Here is a 16740-nt window from a genome sequence, read left to right on the forward strand (position 1 = left end):
TAGGAAAGAAACGAATAATAGACTCCTTGTTCAGAAAAAATAATTTTTATGTAAACGTATTACCATCATACCATACATGGAGAAGTTTTCTAAAACGATTCCTTCTACAATACGAAATAATTATGAAAAAAGATTCATGAATAATTGAAATTAAATGGAAGGTGCTTAAATTTTATCTATATTTTCACTATTCACCTTTCTTTTTGTCCTTGCATAAGTTTAAGTACTCAATATAAAAAGGTGAGATACTATGAGATTGCTATTTAGAAAATCAAAATATCAATTAAGTGATTCAGACTTAGAGCCAGTAGAGGAAGTATTAGGGTCAGGAAATTTTGTATTCATTGATTTATTTTTTTGGTCTCTTTTCATTACTTTAATGACCATTTCACACCATTTTTCAATTTTGTGGGGAATTCTTATTTTTTTTAGCTCTTATTTCTTTGGTGGAGGATTGTTTTACTGTTTGAAAAAATGGCTGGGAGATCAGCCGGAATAAATCCTGTTCTTTGCCATTTCATTTATTTCTAAAAGGATTTCCTCTCCAGCCTTTACTCCCCACTTTTTTGTTATTATGTATTGCTTGTTAATGTTCTCTTCTTTAGCCAATTCTCCATGTGAAGGAACAAATGAATAATCACATTGCCTTAAAAAATCATCATCAAGCAATGAGTCTCCCGCTCCAAAGGCAGTATTTATGCTTTCTCTCGCTTTGATAAACTTTACAGCTTCACCTTTACTAATTGGCATTGGCATGAAATACAGCTTTCTCCCTTGTATCGATATCCTCCAGCCATACTTGGATGCCATTTCCTTGATACTTTTTACTGTATCCAAGTCAATCCCTTTCTCAAGAAGAAAGTAAAAGAATAGATTATCAGCTATTTTTAAAAGTCCTTCTATATTGTAGGTCTTTATTACGGCAGTCATTTCTGCAAGACTAGCACACTCTATTTCTAGACGCTTTCGAACATGTCGGTTCCATTCCAGCAGAGGTGCACCATTATGAAAAATATTTGCACCATTAGAGGTTACTGCATATGTTAATGGAATGGTTTCTGTTAAAATATGAATTCGATTATATTGAACAGAAGTTCTGGTCGTTACTGGCACAAACAACATTTTTTTAGTGATTTCAAGTAAGGATTCAAAGGATTTTTTTGACATAAAAGCAACATCCTGTTCGTCTTTCCTTTCAACACCGATTAAATCATCGTTTTCTATTTGTCTAAATTCTGTTAATGCCCTTTCTGAATAAATGAGTGTGCGGTCTAGATCTGAAGCAAACATTAACATTGATTTTTTCCAACCTTTTTAATTAGTCCACAACAAGTATAGCTCATATTTGGATAATGTATGATTTCAACATTTCTTTCCTTTGCGAGCATTAATATATGTCTGACATATGGGCTTTCAGGATCTTTCATAAGAATTCTCCAAGGCACTCTCCTTAGTAACACTCGTGTCGTTTCTCCTACACCCGGCTTAATATAATGAGTCGTTTCTATATTAAATTCTGCTTGAATATTAAGCACTTCCTGCATTCCTTTGAAGGTTGCCTCTTCATGAAGATTTATTTTCGAACCTGCTTCTTTTGATGCTTCATTCATGATAAATGGAAATTCCTTGGTGACGATCTCTAAGAATTCATTAGAAACATCTGCACTTTTTAATTCTTCATAATATTTAGCACCATGAAAATCATCTGGTCCAATTAATTCATTCGTTAAAACCGTCCTACTTACTAAGCCCGATACGGTTGAATTTAAACAAGCACTCGGAATTAAAAAGTCCTCCCTCGTGCCGTATAAACCCGAACAATGCCCAGGATCTGCTAACACAGCAAGTGTATCATCGAGCATGATTCCATACCTCTTATGAAAACGATGACAAGCTTTTGTTAATTCAATCGAAATAGCCCCTTTACCAGTCCAACCATCAACAAACTGAATCTTTTTACCAGGATGCTGCTTCAATATATAAAGGATTGCATTTTCATCCAGTCCTTTGTCTCGAATAATGGATACACTATAATGTGGTAAATCCACTTGGTAGCGAGCTGTTATATAGCGTTTGATCAAAATCCCAACCGGAGTTCCCGCTCGAGCTAATGATACAAGGACAGCATCTTCACCTTTATTTTGAAAAATTTGTTCGGAAACAATACCGGTGCATAATGCTACTTTATGCTTATATCCATTAAGAGTTTCTCGGAATAATTGCATATAATTATCTGGAGGAAAATATTCTATTGGCAATGATTCACTATAATGCTGGCCAGACTGGATTTGCTTTTCCCGATTATCAATTGAGCCCTCTAATTGAATATTACTTAAATCCTTTAAAAGAAAAATGACATCCTTCTCCGCATATGAACCGAAAATTTTCATTTCATCTATAATTTCATTCATCTACTAAACCTCCATTAAAGAATACTATTTTTATATCTTTAATGAATGATCTCTTCAATTCGTTAAGTAATGGACTAAGTTCTTGTTCAGTAACCACTCTTTCAAAGAAAATAAATAGGTCATCATATTTATACGGAGGAATATTATAAACGAATTGATTGATTTCCCAATCATCTGGATTTGGAAAAGAAAGACCATATTTTGCTCCGTAATGATTATGATTGTCGACATAGATAGGACTTCTAGTAGTCGACTGATAACAAATCCCACTACCCATATAGGAAGAGATCTTCATTGGTATATACATGAATTCTCCTGTTCCGAGACAGAGAGTGTTCCTTCCAGATCTCAACTCTGCTAAATAAGCAGCAATTTTCTTTGTTGAGTGGTTCAACTTAGAGTTTAATATCGAATTTAAACCAAATCTACCAGTCTCTTTTAAATATGGAACGTGTTTTACTTTCCCCTCCGATGATTTTGACGAAAAGTTCATCGGAGTTAATTCCTCTGGAAACAATTCATCGATAATAATCGTTGAAATAGTTTGTGATACATGAGGTACATCGGTTGGAACAGACGGGCATTTGATATTAGGAGAACCCGATACGTTCATCCTTCCCTTTAGGAGATTAACTGATTGGATTGTTACCCCAAGCTCCCTTTCAAGGTCTTTAAACTGTTCAATATTTTCCTCGGAACGCCAATCTAGTATAGAAACAACCGTATACATATCTCTTGGAAATCTGCTCTGAATTGATCGAATAATATTGATAGTCGTTTTTCCTGTCGTCATTTCATCATCAACTAGAATTACCTCTCTATTATTATTTAGGAGAGATTCATCTACATAGCACCGGTGTGAAGTAGCATGGGAGTGCTCTTCCTCAAATGTAATAACAGACTCAAGCCCTACAATCTGTTCTCTTGTTGTATGAAAGTAATCCGCATTATGAAAATTTTGATAAAAAGCATGTCCAAGAGCAGTAGCTGTTTCTGCAAATCCGATAATAACAGGGTTGATCTGTTTATTTATGAACGGTTCTTCAAAGTAGGAGTCTACTGCTTCATTCATAAACGAGGAGATCAGTTCATTCCTTTGACTAGAATATTCACCTTGAACAATCTCTAAATAGCGGTTTGCCAACAGCGAGCCAATCAAAATCCCTGTTTTCGGGTCAATTGGGATATGTTTACCTAATATTTTGCTTACAAATAAAAATGATCTTTTCTTATTAATTCTTGCTGCCATTTCAAATAATTGATCTATTGGCAAATTATATGGATTTTCTAATATATCTATTTCAACTCTTAACTGGTTGAGGACTGGAAGCATATACTTCGTTGGTGAGCAAGTCAATGTATGTATAGTCTTCATTTAGCACCCCGTATATTTCTGATTTTAATAGAATCTTTTGTGCCCAATAGTAATGAGGTTTGATTTCATTCATCTTATTGGAGAAACTACTTTTCATTACACCAATGGTTCCATTCGCCTGATCAACAATGCTTTTAGCATCTAAATATTCTTCAAATGTCACTGTATATAAAGCCTGAACAGGTCTGATATGAGTCGGATGAATAATCGTTTTCCCAGTTAAACCGTTCGTTTTATCCATCACAATTTCCCTAATTAACCCGTCCATATGTTTATCGATTAATTTTGATCTATATTGAATGCCATCCTGACCGTAACGTTCACGAAAAGGTGTTTGCCTTAATTGTGGCTTTAACATTCTTTCCTTTGAAAAGAAATATTCCCAAACAGGACCAGAGATAACATATGGGTGATCAGAACGTAGAAATATGTTGACGATATCTGAAATACAATCACGAATAACCGCAATATCATAAACGGTGGTATCAGAATTTCTTCGAATTCCATATAGCCCACAAAAATCAGTAGCACCAATTCGTATATTCAAGATAAAGTCTTCAAATTGATCAACAAGTTTTTTTATCGCCACAAGCTCATTAAGTCTTGTTTCTTTTTCTATGACTTTTTTCGTTTCTAATATTGGTAAAGCATATAGTTTATACCCTTTATGATTAAGCGCTTGTATTTCCTGCAATACTAACCTGCCCTTTTCTGGACAAAACTTAGGAATAACGATGCCAGTTAACAGCTCCAAGCCTTTATCAATTCGTTTTTTTAATCGTACTAACTGGTCATAGTCCCTAATACGAATAAAAATAAGAGGAAGATCGTTCTCATTTAAAAGACCTTTTTCCATATCTTCTTTTAAGTTATACAGTTCAGCTGCAAGTAGTGCCTCAGCTCTTTCTACTTCTTCATCTCCGATTGCATCTTCCAAGCAAATCACCATTGATGTCAACCCGGAATGTTTTTTTGAAAGTAAATCCTGATGAATATTTGGTCTAGTAGCAGGCATATATAGTGTTGCTCCAAGTGCATACGATAGCATTTCTTTACTGGAATTCTTCGAAAATTCAGTTGGCTTTTTGTAGAAAATCTCATCACAATCTACATCATGAAGATCTGCAAATAATCTCATACAATTACACCGTTCCTTAATCAATAATTATTTAAAATAGAAAAAGTTTAGAAAAACTTAGCATTCGTAAACTTCCACTTAGCTAAAAAGAAAGGGAGCGGACTAATGTCTGTTCCCTTGGTAAAAAATCATTTAATTTGATCGTTCTCTTTATTCACCAGCAGCTTCTTTCTTCTTATTCATAAAGTGAACAACGAAAGTTGCTGCAAAAGTAACAAGTAATATGATGAAGAAATAAATATGTTCGATTTCGATTCCGAATACACCCAACAACATTTTTACAGCGATGATTAGAATAAGAATATACGCAGAAGTTTCAAGCTCAGGAACTCTATCGATTAGCTTTAAGAAAACACCGGCAACTCCACGCATCATCAAGACGCCGAGCATTCCTCCTAATAACAAGACCCAAACTTCCTCGCTGATACCAAAGGCTGCTAATACACTATCAACGGAAAATGCAATATCCATAAGCTCTACAGCTGCTACAGTTCCCCAGAAAGTACCGAAGAGGCGAATTAATAAGCCAGTTTTATTAATTCCTTCAGCTTCTTCTTCATCAGCATCAGCTTCCTTCTTCTTATCCATGAAATATTTAATTGAAAGCCATGCCAGGTAGCCCGCTCCTAAAATCTTAACCCACCATAATTTAATTAAATATACACCGACACCAATCGCAATAAAACGGAATACATATGCTCCGAGCAAACCGTAGAACAGTGCTTTCTTGCGCTGTTTTTCCGGCAAATGTTTAACCATAACTGCAAGGACTAGGGCATTATCCGCTGATAATAGTCCTTCCATTATGACAAGTGTTCCAATCAATCCCCAGCTTACAGGATCTGTTAAAACTTGTACCCACATGTCCCAATCAAAAAATTGGGCATAGGTATTTATAATACCTTCAATAATCGTCATTCGTGAATGTTCCTCCTGAAAAAACGTGTCTTTTATTATGTGCTAGAATTAAAAAGTCAAACGACTTTATTCTTATTAACCAACCTGCAAACCAAAATCTTTTGCTAATGCAGCTAAACCGCCTTGATATCCACTGCCAATGGCACTAAATTTCCATTCTCCATTATGTCTATAGAGCTCACCAACAACAAGTGCAGTTTCAATTGAGAAGTCTTCTCCTAAATCATAGCGAATAAGCTCCTCACCAGTATCTTCACTTATTATACGGGCATATGCATTTGAAACTTGGCCAAAGTTTTGATTACGTGCTTCACCTTCGTGAATAGTAATAGTGAAAGAAATACGTTGAATATTAGAAGGGACATTTGCTAAGTTAATTTTAACTTGCTCATCATCTCCGTCTCCATCACCTGTACGGTTGTCACCTGTATGTACAACTGAACCATTACCACCATTTGTGTTGTTATAAAATACAAAGTCACTATCAGATATAACTTTTCCGTTATCCCCTAGTAAAAAAACAGAGGAGTCGAGATCAAAGTCATTTCCTCCATCATATTTATTAACATCCCAACCTAAACCTACGATAACTTTTGATAAACCAGGATTAGTTTTAGTTAAGTCTACTTTTTGTCCTTTTGATAAACTAACTGCCATTTTTATTACCTCCGTTTAATAGAATACGTATTATTTACGATGTTGTTTTAAAAAGGTTTCATGAAAACCCAAAAAAATTTCTTCAATTTTTTAACTCATCCACTTTGGTGGAGTATTTTTATCCCAATAAATCGTACCAAGCTCGTGGTGTGCTTGAAATTGATCATGGTGGGTATGATAATGGAAATTAAACCAGTAACCTTGTTGAGGAGGATGATCTTTTCTTACATGAAAACGAATGATATCATCGTTTGTTAATTCATTTTTGATATGAAATATTTTTTCTGAATTTCCTCCTTTTGGACTTTCAGAAACAGTTAAATACGCTAATTGTTCTTCAGGATACTGTGAAGCAACCGTTTGAATTGCCTTTTCAATATTTGGTAATATCACTTCAGAAAATTCATTTTCAATAACGGGTTTTATTTTAGAACCAAACTTTGTAAACGATTGTATTTCTGCTTCATGCAACATTTGTCTAATAAAATCATCTTTACTAATATTTCCATCATCTTCAGAGATTGAAGATAAATTTTTTATCTCTGCCTTATTATTTGTAGGGGTTTCTATAATATCCCTTTTTGGTGACTTCTCTGCATTTGAATGATCATATAGAAAAGCTTGTGAAGGTGTAACTAAACCAAATGTCAAAATGGAAATCATAACGACAAATGATTTTCGAAGCCATTTTGGCATGTAAAATCCCTCCTTCTACTACTTCTTAACTACGGATTTTAATATCCCTGACTTCTCTATGTTGTAAATCGCCTTTTTTAATTTTTCCTCAGACTGAACGAGTGCAATTCGAACAAAGCCTTCTCCCCAAGACCCGAATGCATTTCCTGGAGTAACAACCACATTCGCCTTCTTTATTAATTCAATCGCAAAATCCTTTGATGTAAAGCCTTGAGGAATTTCTGCCCAAATAAACATTGAAGCCTTAGGTAAGCTAACCTGCCAGCCAATTTCTTGCAGCCCTTCTACAAGAACATCCCTTCTGCCCTTATAAATAGCACGCAAGTCCTTTAAAAAATCAGATTCTTTTGTTAATGCCTTAGCGGCTGCTGCTTGTATTGGAAAAAATACGCCATAATCAATATTCGATTTGAATTTTGAAAGCATCGAAATAATTGTAGGATTTCCTGCAGCATAAGCTATTCGACAGCCAGCCATATTAAAGCTTTTTGATAAGGAATTCATTTCGATCCCAACATCCATGGCCCCTTCAACAGATAGGAAGCTGATTGGTTTTTCTTCGTAATACAGCTCAGAATAGGCAAAATCATGCAAAATAATGATATTATTTTTTCTCGCAAACTCAATTGCTTCTTCAAAAAATGCTTTCGATCCCATTACAGGAACAGGATTACCTGGAAAATTTAAAATCATTAATTTTGCCTTTTTAGAAATTTCCTCTGGGATGTCAGAAAAATCAGGGAGAAATTGATTCTCTGATTTTAAAGGCATTGGATATAAACAAGCTCCAGCCATATGTACCCCGGTTTCATAAGCTGTATATCCTGGATCCGGAACTAACACATAATCCCCAGGATTACATAGCACCATTGGTAAATGAACTAATCCATCCTGAGACCCCATTAAAAGTAAAATTTCTTCTGCTGAGTTGAGCTTTACCCCAAAGCTTCGAGCATAATAAGAACTAACTGCTTGATGAAATTCATCAGTTCCTTTTAATGAATAGCCGTATAAATTAGGGTTTAGCGATAATTCAGAAATCGTTTCAGTCACTATTGCAGGTGGAGGAGTATCAGGACTTCCCACACTTAAATCAACTACCTCTTCACCGGAAGTTAGCTTTAGTTTTTTATAATAGGCTAACTCAGAGAATATACTTTCCTGAAAAGAATTCATTCTGTCTGCCATTGAGATCTTCATCATACTTCCCTCACTATATACGGTATCAATGCTATTATTCTATTATACTTTCTTTTACGTAAAAATGGAAAAATGGTTTCGTTTTTTTAATAAAAATAAATAGATGATAAAAAAGACCTATTTTCATTTCACTGTTTACCAGTTAGTTGAATAGATTTTTGAATTTTGGGGAATAGTAAGATATAAAATCCATATATCTTAATAAAGATCATTTGAAAGGGGTAATCTCAGTGGATTGGACAATTGTTATTGTAGTAATTTCCTTTATTATGCTCGGATATTTTGTTTATCTTACCATTGCGGATTAAAAGAAAAAAATTGCTAAACTATAATTTTATTTTAATGGGCGTGTTAAAGCTCAGTGTTGATAATGCTATTTTGTTGTTGATTGAAGCGGAAGGCGCGAGACTCCTGCGGGAGAAGCGAGTCAAAGGGAGACCCCGCAGGAGCATTAGAGACGAGGAGGCTTTCGGACCGCCCGCGGAAAGCGAGTGCCTGCAGCGGAAATCAACAGAAAAGTTTAACATATCTTATTAATAAATATCCCAAAGCAAAAAAGTTTGCGAGTACAAATACCCCTTTCTTTTTCTGCTTTGGGTCATATTATTTCTTAATAACACCGAAATGAAACTTTGATGTTTTCCGTATCAACACTTCAAAATTATACATTTCAAACCGCGAACTCCGATAATGGTCTTTTAAAACTACACGTTCCTTTGCAACTCTTAATGCCTCTTCTATTAATTCATTAATTATGTCCTCATAAACAGCAAATCGGCTCAATGCCTTTATTCCATCAGATTCAAGAATTTTCTCTTCAAACATCGGGTCAAAATAAACACAATCAAAGCTTTTATCAGGAAGTCCTTTTAAATAGGATAAAGAGAGTCCATTTATTACATTGATTCTTCCCATCGCCTCGTTCATAGCTGGGATTCCCGATTCCCATGATGCTAAACCCTTTTCTACCATATAGGCAATAAAAGGATTTCCTTCAACGCCTGTTACTTTCCCTTCTTCTCCTACGACGAAGCTTGCAACAATACTATCTGATGCTAGTCCCAATGTACAATCAAGTAGAGTTTTTCCTGTTTGAAGACCTGCCGCTTCAATAAAAGGATCATGTTCTCCTTTAGAAATTCGTTTTATACGGAACATAGCGGAATTCGGATGAAAAAAGAACGGATTCTTCTCACGATATGGGTATAGTTCAAGCCTTTCTTTCCCAACGACTATACAATCATCCTTCTCTAGTTCTTGAATACTTTCAACTGCTCGTTTTCTTCTTTCGATAAAACGGCTATTTAATTCCTTCGAGATATTGATTGCTTGAGCAGTCATTGTTTCATTTGTTCTACCTGCTGTTGTAATTATCATTTCGTTCACCCGTATTTAAATTCTGGCATAAAGAAAAGGACATCCTCCGATATCCTTCTCCTTCTTTCATCGTTAGCAATTAGTTTCAAATGCTGCTAGCAGATTTTCCATGATCCCTTCCATCGAATGATCTTCAATATCATGACGATGAATAAAGTGTACTACTTCCTTCCCTTTTAATAATGCCATAGAAGGGGAAGATGGTTCATAGCCTTCAAAGTATTCTCTCATTTTTGCTGTTGCATCTTTTTCTTGTCCTGCAAACACTGTTACTAAATGATCAGGCTTATTATCCGTTCTCATCACTGCTTGCGTAGCCGCAGGACGTGCTAGACCAGCCGCACAGCCGCAAACAGAGTTAACAACGACAAGTGTAGTCCCTTCCACGTTTTCTATAAATTGTTCTACATCTTCAGCAGTCAACAATTCATTAAAACCGGCTTGAACGAGTTCCTGTCTCATCGGCTTAACCATTTGTTTCATATATTCTTCATATGCCATTGACATATCAGTTCGCCTCCTGTAAATCATTTGCAAAGATAGCATACTATATTCTATGCCTTCCTAGCAAAGATCAATGATTTAATTATTAGTATTCATTATTTTTTTCTTGATTCAGTCATTTGCTTCCAAACAGACCCTTTCGCTTCTTCACCTTGCTCAATTCTTTCAATCGCGAGTTTTATTTGCAGGCTAACCTCAAATTCCGGATCATTTTCAGCATCTTTAAGTGCAGACAACGCAGCCTCATCCCCCACTTCATAAAGGAACATTGCAGCACGCCAACGGACAAGCTTGCTATCATCCATCAAGGCTTCTATCATGTAAGGCATTGCTTCCTTGAAGCCTAAATCTGATAAACAGTCTCCAGCTGTTCTCCTAACGGTTACGGTTTTATCCTTAAGGGCCAAATATAAAAGTGGAAGAACTTTACGGTCTTCAATCATGCCAAGATAAACGGTTGTAAGTCTTCTTATTGATGCCTTTTCATCATGCAGCGCTTTTTCTAAAACTGGTAGATCTTCAATCGCAGGATCATCCATTTGTTCTAATTTTTGATAGCGAATACGCCAATCTGGGTTATTCAAATCATCAAGTTCAACCTTTATTCGCTTAAGCGCTTGCTTTTGTTGAACTTTTTCAGGGTTCTTCGCCTGATCAACAAGCATTTGTAGACGATCCTCAGGATATGCTGCTATGAGTTCCTCAATAACATCTTGACCGACTTGCTCAAAATCACCATAACGTACGCCAGCCTCAACCCATTTACGTTCTAATACAACATTATCCGCTTTATCCTGCGCTTCTGATAATGCTTTCAAGAAAGGAACAGGCACCCCAAAACGCCTTTCTTCTGTACCATCCGTAAGCTTTACTTGCATGGGTATAGCTTTATATATTTGAAGAAAAACTTTGATCTCACCAAAATGGTCACTCACCTCGGAGCGAGTTTCATTTTCCTCACCAGTATCTTCACCAAAAGCCATTCTTACCTGAGGCAAAATGTCTTTCCAGTCAAATTTAGCATTCCTTTCTACAGCTAAAAAGTCGGCTACATGATAAACACCTTTAACCCCATCTATATTTAGGATATCTTGAATTACCTTTGGCGCATCTTCACTTTTATCCATTTTATAATTATTGCTCTTCCCCATTGGAAGCTCTTCATCCAAAATAACCTTCATTGTATTCGGACTTGGAGTTGGTTCAATTGATTTTATTCTCACGGTATATTCACCCTTTACACTATAATCAGCTTAGAAACCTAAACCTATTTTATCATATAGTAGTAAAAGAGAAGGAATTTGAAGCATTTTAACGTTCCTTTTGGAATATGAAACTCTTTACTTTGGCCAATAAAAAACTCACAAAAATAAGGAATAGATTTTATTGCATATTCGAGTCGTTTGCAAAGGTTAAATTCTGAGAAGCAAGGGCATTACGCAATTGTGCAATTGCCTTCGGACCCATTCCATGCAATTGCAAGACCTCGGCTTCCGTAACATTGGTTAACTGCATAAGACGAAAATAACCTGCCCCTTCAAGCGCCCTTCTTGCAGGCTTGGCCAACTCAGCAGGAAGATCACTTTCCATGCCATGATTGTTCTGTTTCAACTTAACTCCTCCGTTTTATCGAAAAATGTTTTACTAGGCTTTGTTAATGAAGACTGCTTAACTTGCCCGTTTGATGAATAACACATTCCATAAAGGTAATCAGCTAATTTGAAAATTTTGTTATTCCTTTTTATTCTACTAGCTCGGAAAGATAAGTCCAGCGCTCAATCAAATGCTCTAATTGTTCATTTAACTGTGCTTCCTCTTCCATTAGTTTCTGAGCTTTCTCAAAATCGCTGCCTGTGTTGGCAATCTCATCAGATATTTCCTCTAATCGGGATTCTACAGCTGCAATTTGATCTTCGATTCCATCCCATTCTCTTTGTTCGTTATAGCTCAATTTTTTCTTTTTTGGCTTTTCGCGTTCTTTCGTTACAGATGCTTCAGATTTTACTTGGACAGAGACCTTTTCACTTTCCTTTTCAAGGTATTCCGAGTAGTTTCCAAAGAAAGTATTGATTTGGCCGTACCCATTTAAAACAAGAAGCTGATCGGCAACTTTATCAAGGAAATACCTATCATGGGAAACGGTAATGACAACGCCAGGAAAATCTTCAAGATAATCTTCAAGAACCGTTAATGTTTGTGTATCAAGATTATTCGTTGGCTCGTCTAGTAACAGCACATTTGGCTCAGACATTAAAATTTTCAATAAATAAAGTCTGCGTTTTTCCCCACCTGAAAGTTTTCGAATAGGTGTCCCATGGGTATAAGGAGGAAAAAGAAATCGCTCCAGCATTTGCGCAGCAGAAATTGTCTTTCCGTCAGAAGTCTCTACAACCTGTGCTGTTTCCTTTAAATATTCAATCATTCGCTTATTCTCATCCATGTCTTCGCTTTCTTGGGTATAATAAGCGATTTTCACAGTCTGACCAATATTGATTTCACCAGAATCTAATGGGATTTTTCCAGCAAGGATATTCAAAAGTGTTGATTTTCCCGTCCCATTTTTCCCGATAATGCCAATTCTATCACCCGGCTTCACAAGTAAATCAAAAGAATTTAAGATCACTTGATTTCCGTATTTCTTAGAGGCAGATTTCATTTCAAAAACTTGTTTCCCTAGCCTGCTTCCGTTTAATGACAAATCTAGCTTTTCCGAGGTTTTTACAGATGCTAGCTGATTATCAAGATTTTCGAATCTTTGAATTCTTGCCTTTTGCTTCGTTGTTCGAGCTTTTGCCCCTCTTCGAATCCATTCTAGTTCTCTTCTAAAAAGATTTTTCTGTTTTTCAACCGTAGCGGCTTCATTTTCTTCGCGGATCGCTTTCGCTTCCAAAAATGCCGCATAATTTCCTTTATAACTGTACAAATTTCCCCCATCCAGCTCGAATATTCTATTAGTCACACGATCAAGGAAATAGCGGTCATGGGTAACGAGGAAAAGCGCACCTTGATAACGAGCTAAATATTCTTCCAGCCATTTGACAGAATCAAAATCAAGATGATTTGTCGGCTCATCAAGAATTAGCAAATCTGGTGATTGTATTAAGCTTTGAGCAAGTGCTACCCTTTTCTTTTGACCACCAGAAAGCTCACCAATTTTCTTTTCGAAATCCTCAATCCCAAGCTTCGTTAAAATTGATTTTGCATTTGTGTTTGCTTCCCAAGCATTCATTGCATCCATTTTCTTTTGCAGTTCAAAAACCTTTTCTTGCAAAACGGTATTATTGGAATCATTATTCAATTCCAAAAGGACCTTTTCATACTCTCTTAGCAATACAAGAATTGGAGCATCTCCTGCAAACACTTGAGCAAGGACAGTCATTGTAGGATCTAATTCTGGCTCTTGTTCGGAATAGGAAATAGAATAATCCTTTGGCGTTACAATATCTCCAGAATCGGGTAAATCAACTCCAGCCACTATCTTAAGTAAGGACGACTTGCCAGTTCCATTAACTCCAATTAGTCCAACCCTATCTCTTTCAGAAATTGTAAAGGAAAGATCATTAAATAATTCCTTTTCCCCATAAGTTTTCGTCACATTTTCAATTGAAATCATCTTCATGATTGACCATTCCATTCATGATAAAATTGTTCCAGAAATTCTTCCATATATTGATGCCGTTTTTCAGCCATATTTTTAGCCGTTTCTGTATTTAGCCTCGCTTTCAGCTTTAAAAGCTTTTCGTAAAAATGGTGAATCGAAGAGGATTTTCCTTTTCTGTATTCTTCTTCAGTCATTTCTTCTCTTACTTTTATTTCCGGATCATATAATGCCTGCCCTTTTTTGCCTCCATATGCAAAAGCCCTAGCAATTCCGATCGCTCCAATTGCATCAATTCTGTCAGCATCCTGCACGATTTCAGCTTCAATACTCATTAAATCCGTTTTTGTTCCGCCCTTAAATGATATCGATTCAATAATTCCAATAATTTTTTTTTGAGCTTCCTGATCTAGCTCTAAAGAATATAAAAATTCTAATAGTTTTTTCTCGCCAGCTTCTTTTGATGAATTTAATTTTTCATCTGGAATATCATGAAGCAGAGCCGCCATTTCTATGATAAAACGGTCTCCCTTTTTTTCAGTTTGTGCTATATATAATGCATTCTTTCTCACTCGTTCAATATGATACCAATCATGTCCAGTACTATCTGACCCTAGTTCATTTTTAACAAAAGCTTCTGTTTTTTGAATAATATTTTCAAACATCTTACGCACCTACTTTCAACACTTAAAATCCATTTTAACATGAAAAGCTTAGTACGATAAAAATTTCGTTCAACGAATGGGCTGAGGTAATTCATTCGGGAATTTAGCGAGATGAAAGTGAAAATAAAAAAAGCTTTACTCCATTTTCGAAGTAAAGCCCCATTAAGGGTTTCTTAATTCATTTCTAAGTTTTGTTTTTTAATTTCAATATTTTACTGACCTTGGCCACCGCTTGTCGTAACTTTCCTTACATGCTCGTCTTCAAAGTTGTTCTTTCGAAGAGCTTCAACTTTGTCATTAAGTAATTTCTTTTGATCTACTTCTGATGAAGGCGTTTGCTTATTCTTTGTCATTTAGTGAATCCTCCTAATTAATCTCTATTTCCCCTCACTTATTTTGGATCCAAGCTAAATAATATACTCATTTGGTAAGGATGAAATTAATTCCAGCTAATTAATATATGAAGAATCCCAACTCAAAACTACTCCATTTTTTTGTACACATTCATAATCTATTTTAGTTTTTTACATACATAAACCATCCCATAGCTATCAGCTGTTATAGGATTTTCTTGCCAATCTTGAAAAATAGATATAATCTCAAATCCATTATTAGATAAAATTCGTTCCATTTCTTTTGGAAAGACATATCTCAAACTAATATTTGTACTTTTTTCTCCAAGAACGATACCTTGATTATTTTTCATTCTTCTGATTGTTGTATAGTGCTGAATTTGATTAAGCGAATCATAGTTACTAATTGTATATACATCTACTGCATTTCCATTTTCATGATCGATATAGGTTTTCCAATATTCCTCTGTATTCGGCTGAAGTAATTCTTCCTTACTTGGAAATCTTGTATCAAAGATGAATATTCCTTCTATTTCTAAATGTCTATTCACTGATGTTAAGAGCTTGTCCTGTGCACCATTCGTAAGAAAATGTTGAAATGAATTTCCCACCATATAGATTAATTTACTTGTAATATTTAATGAAAGTTTAGTACAATCCTGTTGGACCCATGTAATATTAACATTTTGATTAAATGCTTTCTTCTTTGCTTCTTCTAACATACCCTTATGTAAATCAACACCAATTAGTTTGTAGCCTCTACTCGCGATCGGTATGGTAACCCGTCCTGTCCCACAGGCTAGTTCAATGATAACTCCGTTTGATGTATCAGCCCATTTCAATAAAAATGGCAGCTCGTCTATAAAGCTATTTTCCTTATCATATAATTTAGGATCATCATATTCCTCGAAATTTTCTAAATCCATTTTTATATTCATAACTTCCTCCCAATATAATTTACAGAAACAGGTTTTAAGTTCATTTCCCTTGCCCAAACAGAAAGTTGACCTATATGATGAATTTCATGAGCAATAATATGGTGTAAAATATCATTTCGTGTATACTTAGCTTCATCCCAAGGAACAGTTATCAGCTCATCTCCAAATTCCACTGGTAATGTTTCTAAAAATATTGATATTTCACGCCGAAATGTCTCTGAGAGGAATTTCACCCGTTCAAGAGAATTATTATCGTTAAATTCTATCATCACGTCATCTTTTCCTTGTATAGCACGAATCCAACTATATTCCACATCAATAATATGGAAGATTGTATATAAAAAGCTTCCTACACCACCAATTCGATTCTTCAGCAAATCCTCTTCTGTTAGTTGCCTGCACCATTCCAACCACTCGTCTCTTATTTGCCAGTTGTAAGTAAAGAATTTTAACATCTTTTACTCTCCAATCCTTTTTCACTCGCTTTAAAGTACTCTTATTAGAATTCATGTTGTTATTTGGGATTTTTTGAAGGGGAGTTTCCGAAAAAACTTGGAAAAAAAGTTGCTCCTGCAACAATTGAAGGGATTCCAAGAGAATTTATTTTTATCATCCAAAACGGGATTGGTACACTAAAAGAAGATGAGGATGATGTTGTATTAGCGACAATAGAATATATTACAGGATTATATAAGGCAATTATTAGGCATGGTATAGACACACACAGTAGTAATGGGGTATTAATTGTCATTGACCGCCATTTAACAAAGAGTAGAGAAATATACACGCCGAATAATATAGGTACAACGGATTTGAACCAATATAAAGGTAAAAAATCAAAAGTAGCTTCACCTTTTTGTTTTACAGTTTGTTCGAAATGGTAACTAATAAGTGTACATCCAATTAATCC

The 16740-nt window shown here is 35.4% G+C and carries 19 protein-coding genes; 2 read left to right on the top strand and 17 right to left on the bottom strand.

Annotation, left to right across the window (positions count from 1 at the left end; genetic code table 11):
• The first annotated feature begins 250 nt into the window (after positions 1-250).
• Positions 251-499 carry a hypothetical protein gene (locus tag FSZ17_RS14360; RefSeq protein WP_057771214.1) on the top strand — a complete coding sequence of 83 codons (249 nt, stop codon included), beginning with the start codon at positions 251-253 and terminating at the stop codon, positions 497-499.
• Here FSZ17_RS14360 and FSZ17_RS14365 read toward each other — a convergent pair.
• The 17 genes from FSZ17_RS14365 to FSZ17_RS14445 all read right to left on the bottom strand — a co-directional run bounded on the left by FSZ17_RS14365 (position 487) and on the right by FSZ17_RS14445 (position 16285).
• Entirely contained in the window at positions 487-1296 is an 810-nt protein-coding gene (locus tag FSZ17_RS14365) for a hypothetical protein (RefSeq protein WP_057771216.1), read from the bottom strand. The two genes, FSZ17_RS14360 and FSZ17_RS14365, sit on opposite strands and share 13 nt — an antisense overlap.
• Complete coding sequence (locus FSZ17_RS14370) at positions 1290-2411, bottom strand: cysteine protease StiP family protein (RefSeq protein ID WP_057771219.1); 1122 nt, start codon at positions 2409-2411, stop codon at positions 1290-1292. Before FSZ17_RS14370 ends, FSZ17_RS14365 begins: the two co-directional genes overlap by 7 nt.
• Positions 2404-3786: a phosphoribosyltransferase family protein gene (locus FSZ17_RS14375; RefSeq protein WP_228460214.1), complete on the bottom strand. Its 1383-nt coding sequence runs from the start codon at positions 3784-3786 to the stop codon at positions 2404-2406. Before FSZ17_RS14375 ends, FSZ17_RS14370 begins: the two co-directional genes overlap by 8 nt.
• On the bottom strand, positions 3713-4924 hold the full coding sequence (locus tag FSZ17_RS14380; protein ID WP_057771221.1) for an HpcH/HpaI aldolase/citrate lyase family protein: 1212 nt from the start codon (positions 4922-4924) through the stop codon (positions 3713-3715). The genes FSZ17_RS14375 and FSZ17_RS14380 overlap by 74 nt, the downstream gene beginning before the upstream one ends.
• Positions 4925-5074: 150 nt before the next feature.
• Positions 5075-5842, bottom strand: a complete 768-nt coding sequence (locus FSZ17_RS14385) for a TerC family protein (protein WP_057771224.1) — start codon at positions 5840-5842, stop codon at positions 5075-5077.
• Positions 5843-5917: 75 nt separating this feature from the next.
• Positions 5918-6499: a TerD family protein gene (locus tag FSZ17_RS14390; RefSeq protein WP_057771226.1), complete on the bottom strand. Its 582-nt coding sequence runs from the start codon at positions 6497-6499 to the stop codon at positions 5918-5920.
• 90 nt (positions 6500-6589) lie between these two features.
• Positions 6590-7195 carry a YpjP family protein gene (locus tag FSZ17_RS14395; protein ID WP_057771228.1) on the bottom strand — a complete coding sequence of 202 codons (606 nt, stop codon included), beginning with the start codon at positions 7193-7195 and terminating at the stop codon, positions 6590-6592.
• Between the two features lie 18 nt (positions 7196-7213).
• Positions 7214-8395: an LL-diaminopimelate aminotransferase gene (locus FSZ17_RS14400; RefSeq protein ID WP_057771230.1), complete on the bottom strand. Its 1182-nt coding sequence runs from the start codon at positions 8393-8395 to the stop codon at positions 7214-7216.
• Between the two features lie 603 nt (positions 8396-8998).
• Positions 8999-9772, bottom strand: a complete 774-nt coding sequence (locus FSZ17_RS14410; RefSeq protein WP_057771232.1) for a class I SAM-dependent methyltransferase — start codon at positions 9770-9772, stop codon at positions 8999-9001.
• A gap of 72 nt (positions 9773-9844) precedes the next feature.
• Positions 9845-10279 (bottom strand): BrxA/BrxB family bacilliredoxin, encoded by a 435-nt coding sequence (locus FSZ17_RS14415; RefSeq protein WP_057771234.1) that lies wholly within the window; start codon positions 10277-10279, stop codon positions 9845-9847.
• A 92-nt stretch (positions 10280-10371) separates the two neighbouring features.
• A complete protein-coding gene (locus FSZ17_RS14420) occupies positions 10372-11499 on the bottom strand; it encodes a conserved virulence factor C family protein (RefSeq protein WP_057771236.1) in 1128 nt (375 codons plus the stop codon).
• A 160-nt stretch (positions 11500-11659) separates the two neighbouring features.
• Positions 11660-11887 carry a helix-hairpin-helix domain-containing protein gene (locus FSZ17_RS14425; protein ID WP_228460215.1) on the bottom strand — a complete coding sequence of 76 codons (228 nt, stop codon included), beginning with the start codon at positions 11885-11887 and terminating at the stop codon, positions 11660-11662.
• 130 nt (positions 11888-12017) lie between these two features.
• Positions 12018-13895 (bottom strand): ABC-F family ATP-binding cassette domain-containing protein, encoded by a 1878-nt coding sequence (locus FSZ17_RS14430; protein WP_057771238.1) that lies wholly within the window; start codon positions 13893-13895, stop codon positions 12018-12020.
• On the bottom strand, positions 13892-14539 hold the full coding sequence (locus FSZ17_RS14435; RefSeq protein WP_057771240.1) for an HD domain-containing protein: 648 nt from the start codon (positions 14537-14539) through the stop codon (positions 13892-13894). The genes FSZ17_RS14430 and FSZ17_RS14435 overlap by 4 nt, the downstream gene beginning before the upstream one ends.
• 212 nt (positions 14540-14751) lie before the next feature.
• Positions 14752-14892, bottom strand: coding sequence for a hypothetical protein (locus tag FSZ17_RS23480; RefSeq protein WP_185150630.1), 141 nt, complete (start codon positions 14890-14892; stop codon positions 14752-14754).
• A 158-nt stretch (positions 14893-15050) separates the two neighbouring features.
• Positions 15051-15830: a class I SAM-dependent methyltransferase gene (locus tag FSZ17_RS14440; protein ID WP_057771243.1), complete on the bottom strand. Its 780-nt coding sequence runs from the start codon at positions 15828-15830 to the stop codon at positions 15051-15053.
• On the bottom strand, positions 15827-16285 hold the full coding sequence (locus tag FSZ17_RS14445; RefSeq protein WP_057771245.1) for a DinB family protein: 459 nt from the start codon (positions 16283-16285) through the stop codon (positions 15827-15829). The genes FSZ17_RS14440 and FSZ17_RS14445 overlap by 4 nt, the downstream gene beginning before the upstream one ends.
• Positions 16286-16348: 63 nt before the next feature.
• On the opposite strand from FSZ17_RS14445, the gene FSZ17_RS14450 reads away from it, so the two are divergent.
• Positions 16349-16714, top strand: a complete 366-nt coding sequence (locus tag FSZ17_RS14450; protein ID WP_057771247.1) for a hypothetical protein — start codon at positions 16349-16351, stop codon at positions 16712-16714.
• Positions 16715-16740: the final 26 nt, after the last annotated feature.

Source organism: Cytobacillus dafuensis, assembly GCF_007995155.1.
Taxonomy (GTDB): Bacteria; Bacillota; Bacilli; order Bacillales; family Cytobacillaceae; genus Cytobacillus; species Cytobacillus dafuensis.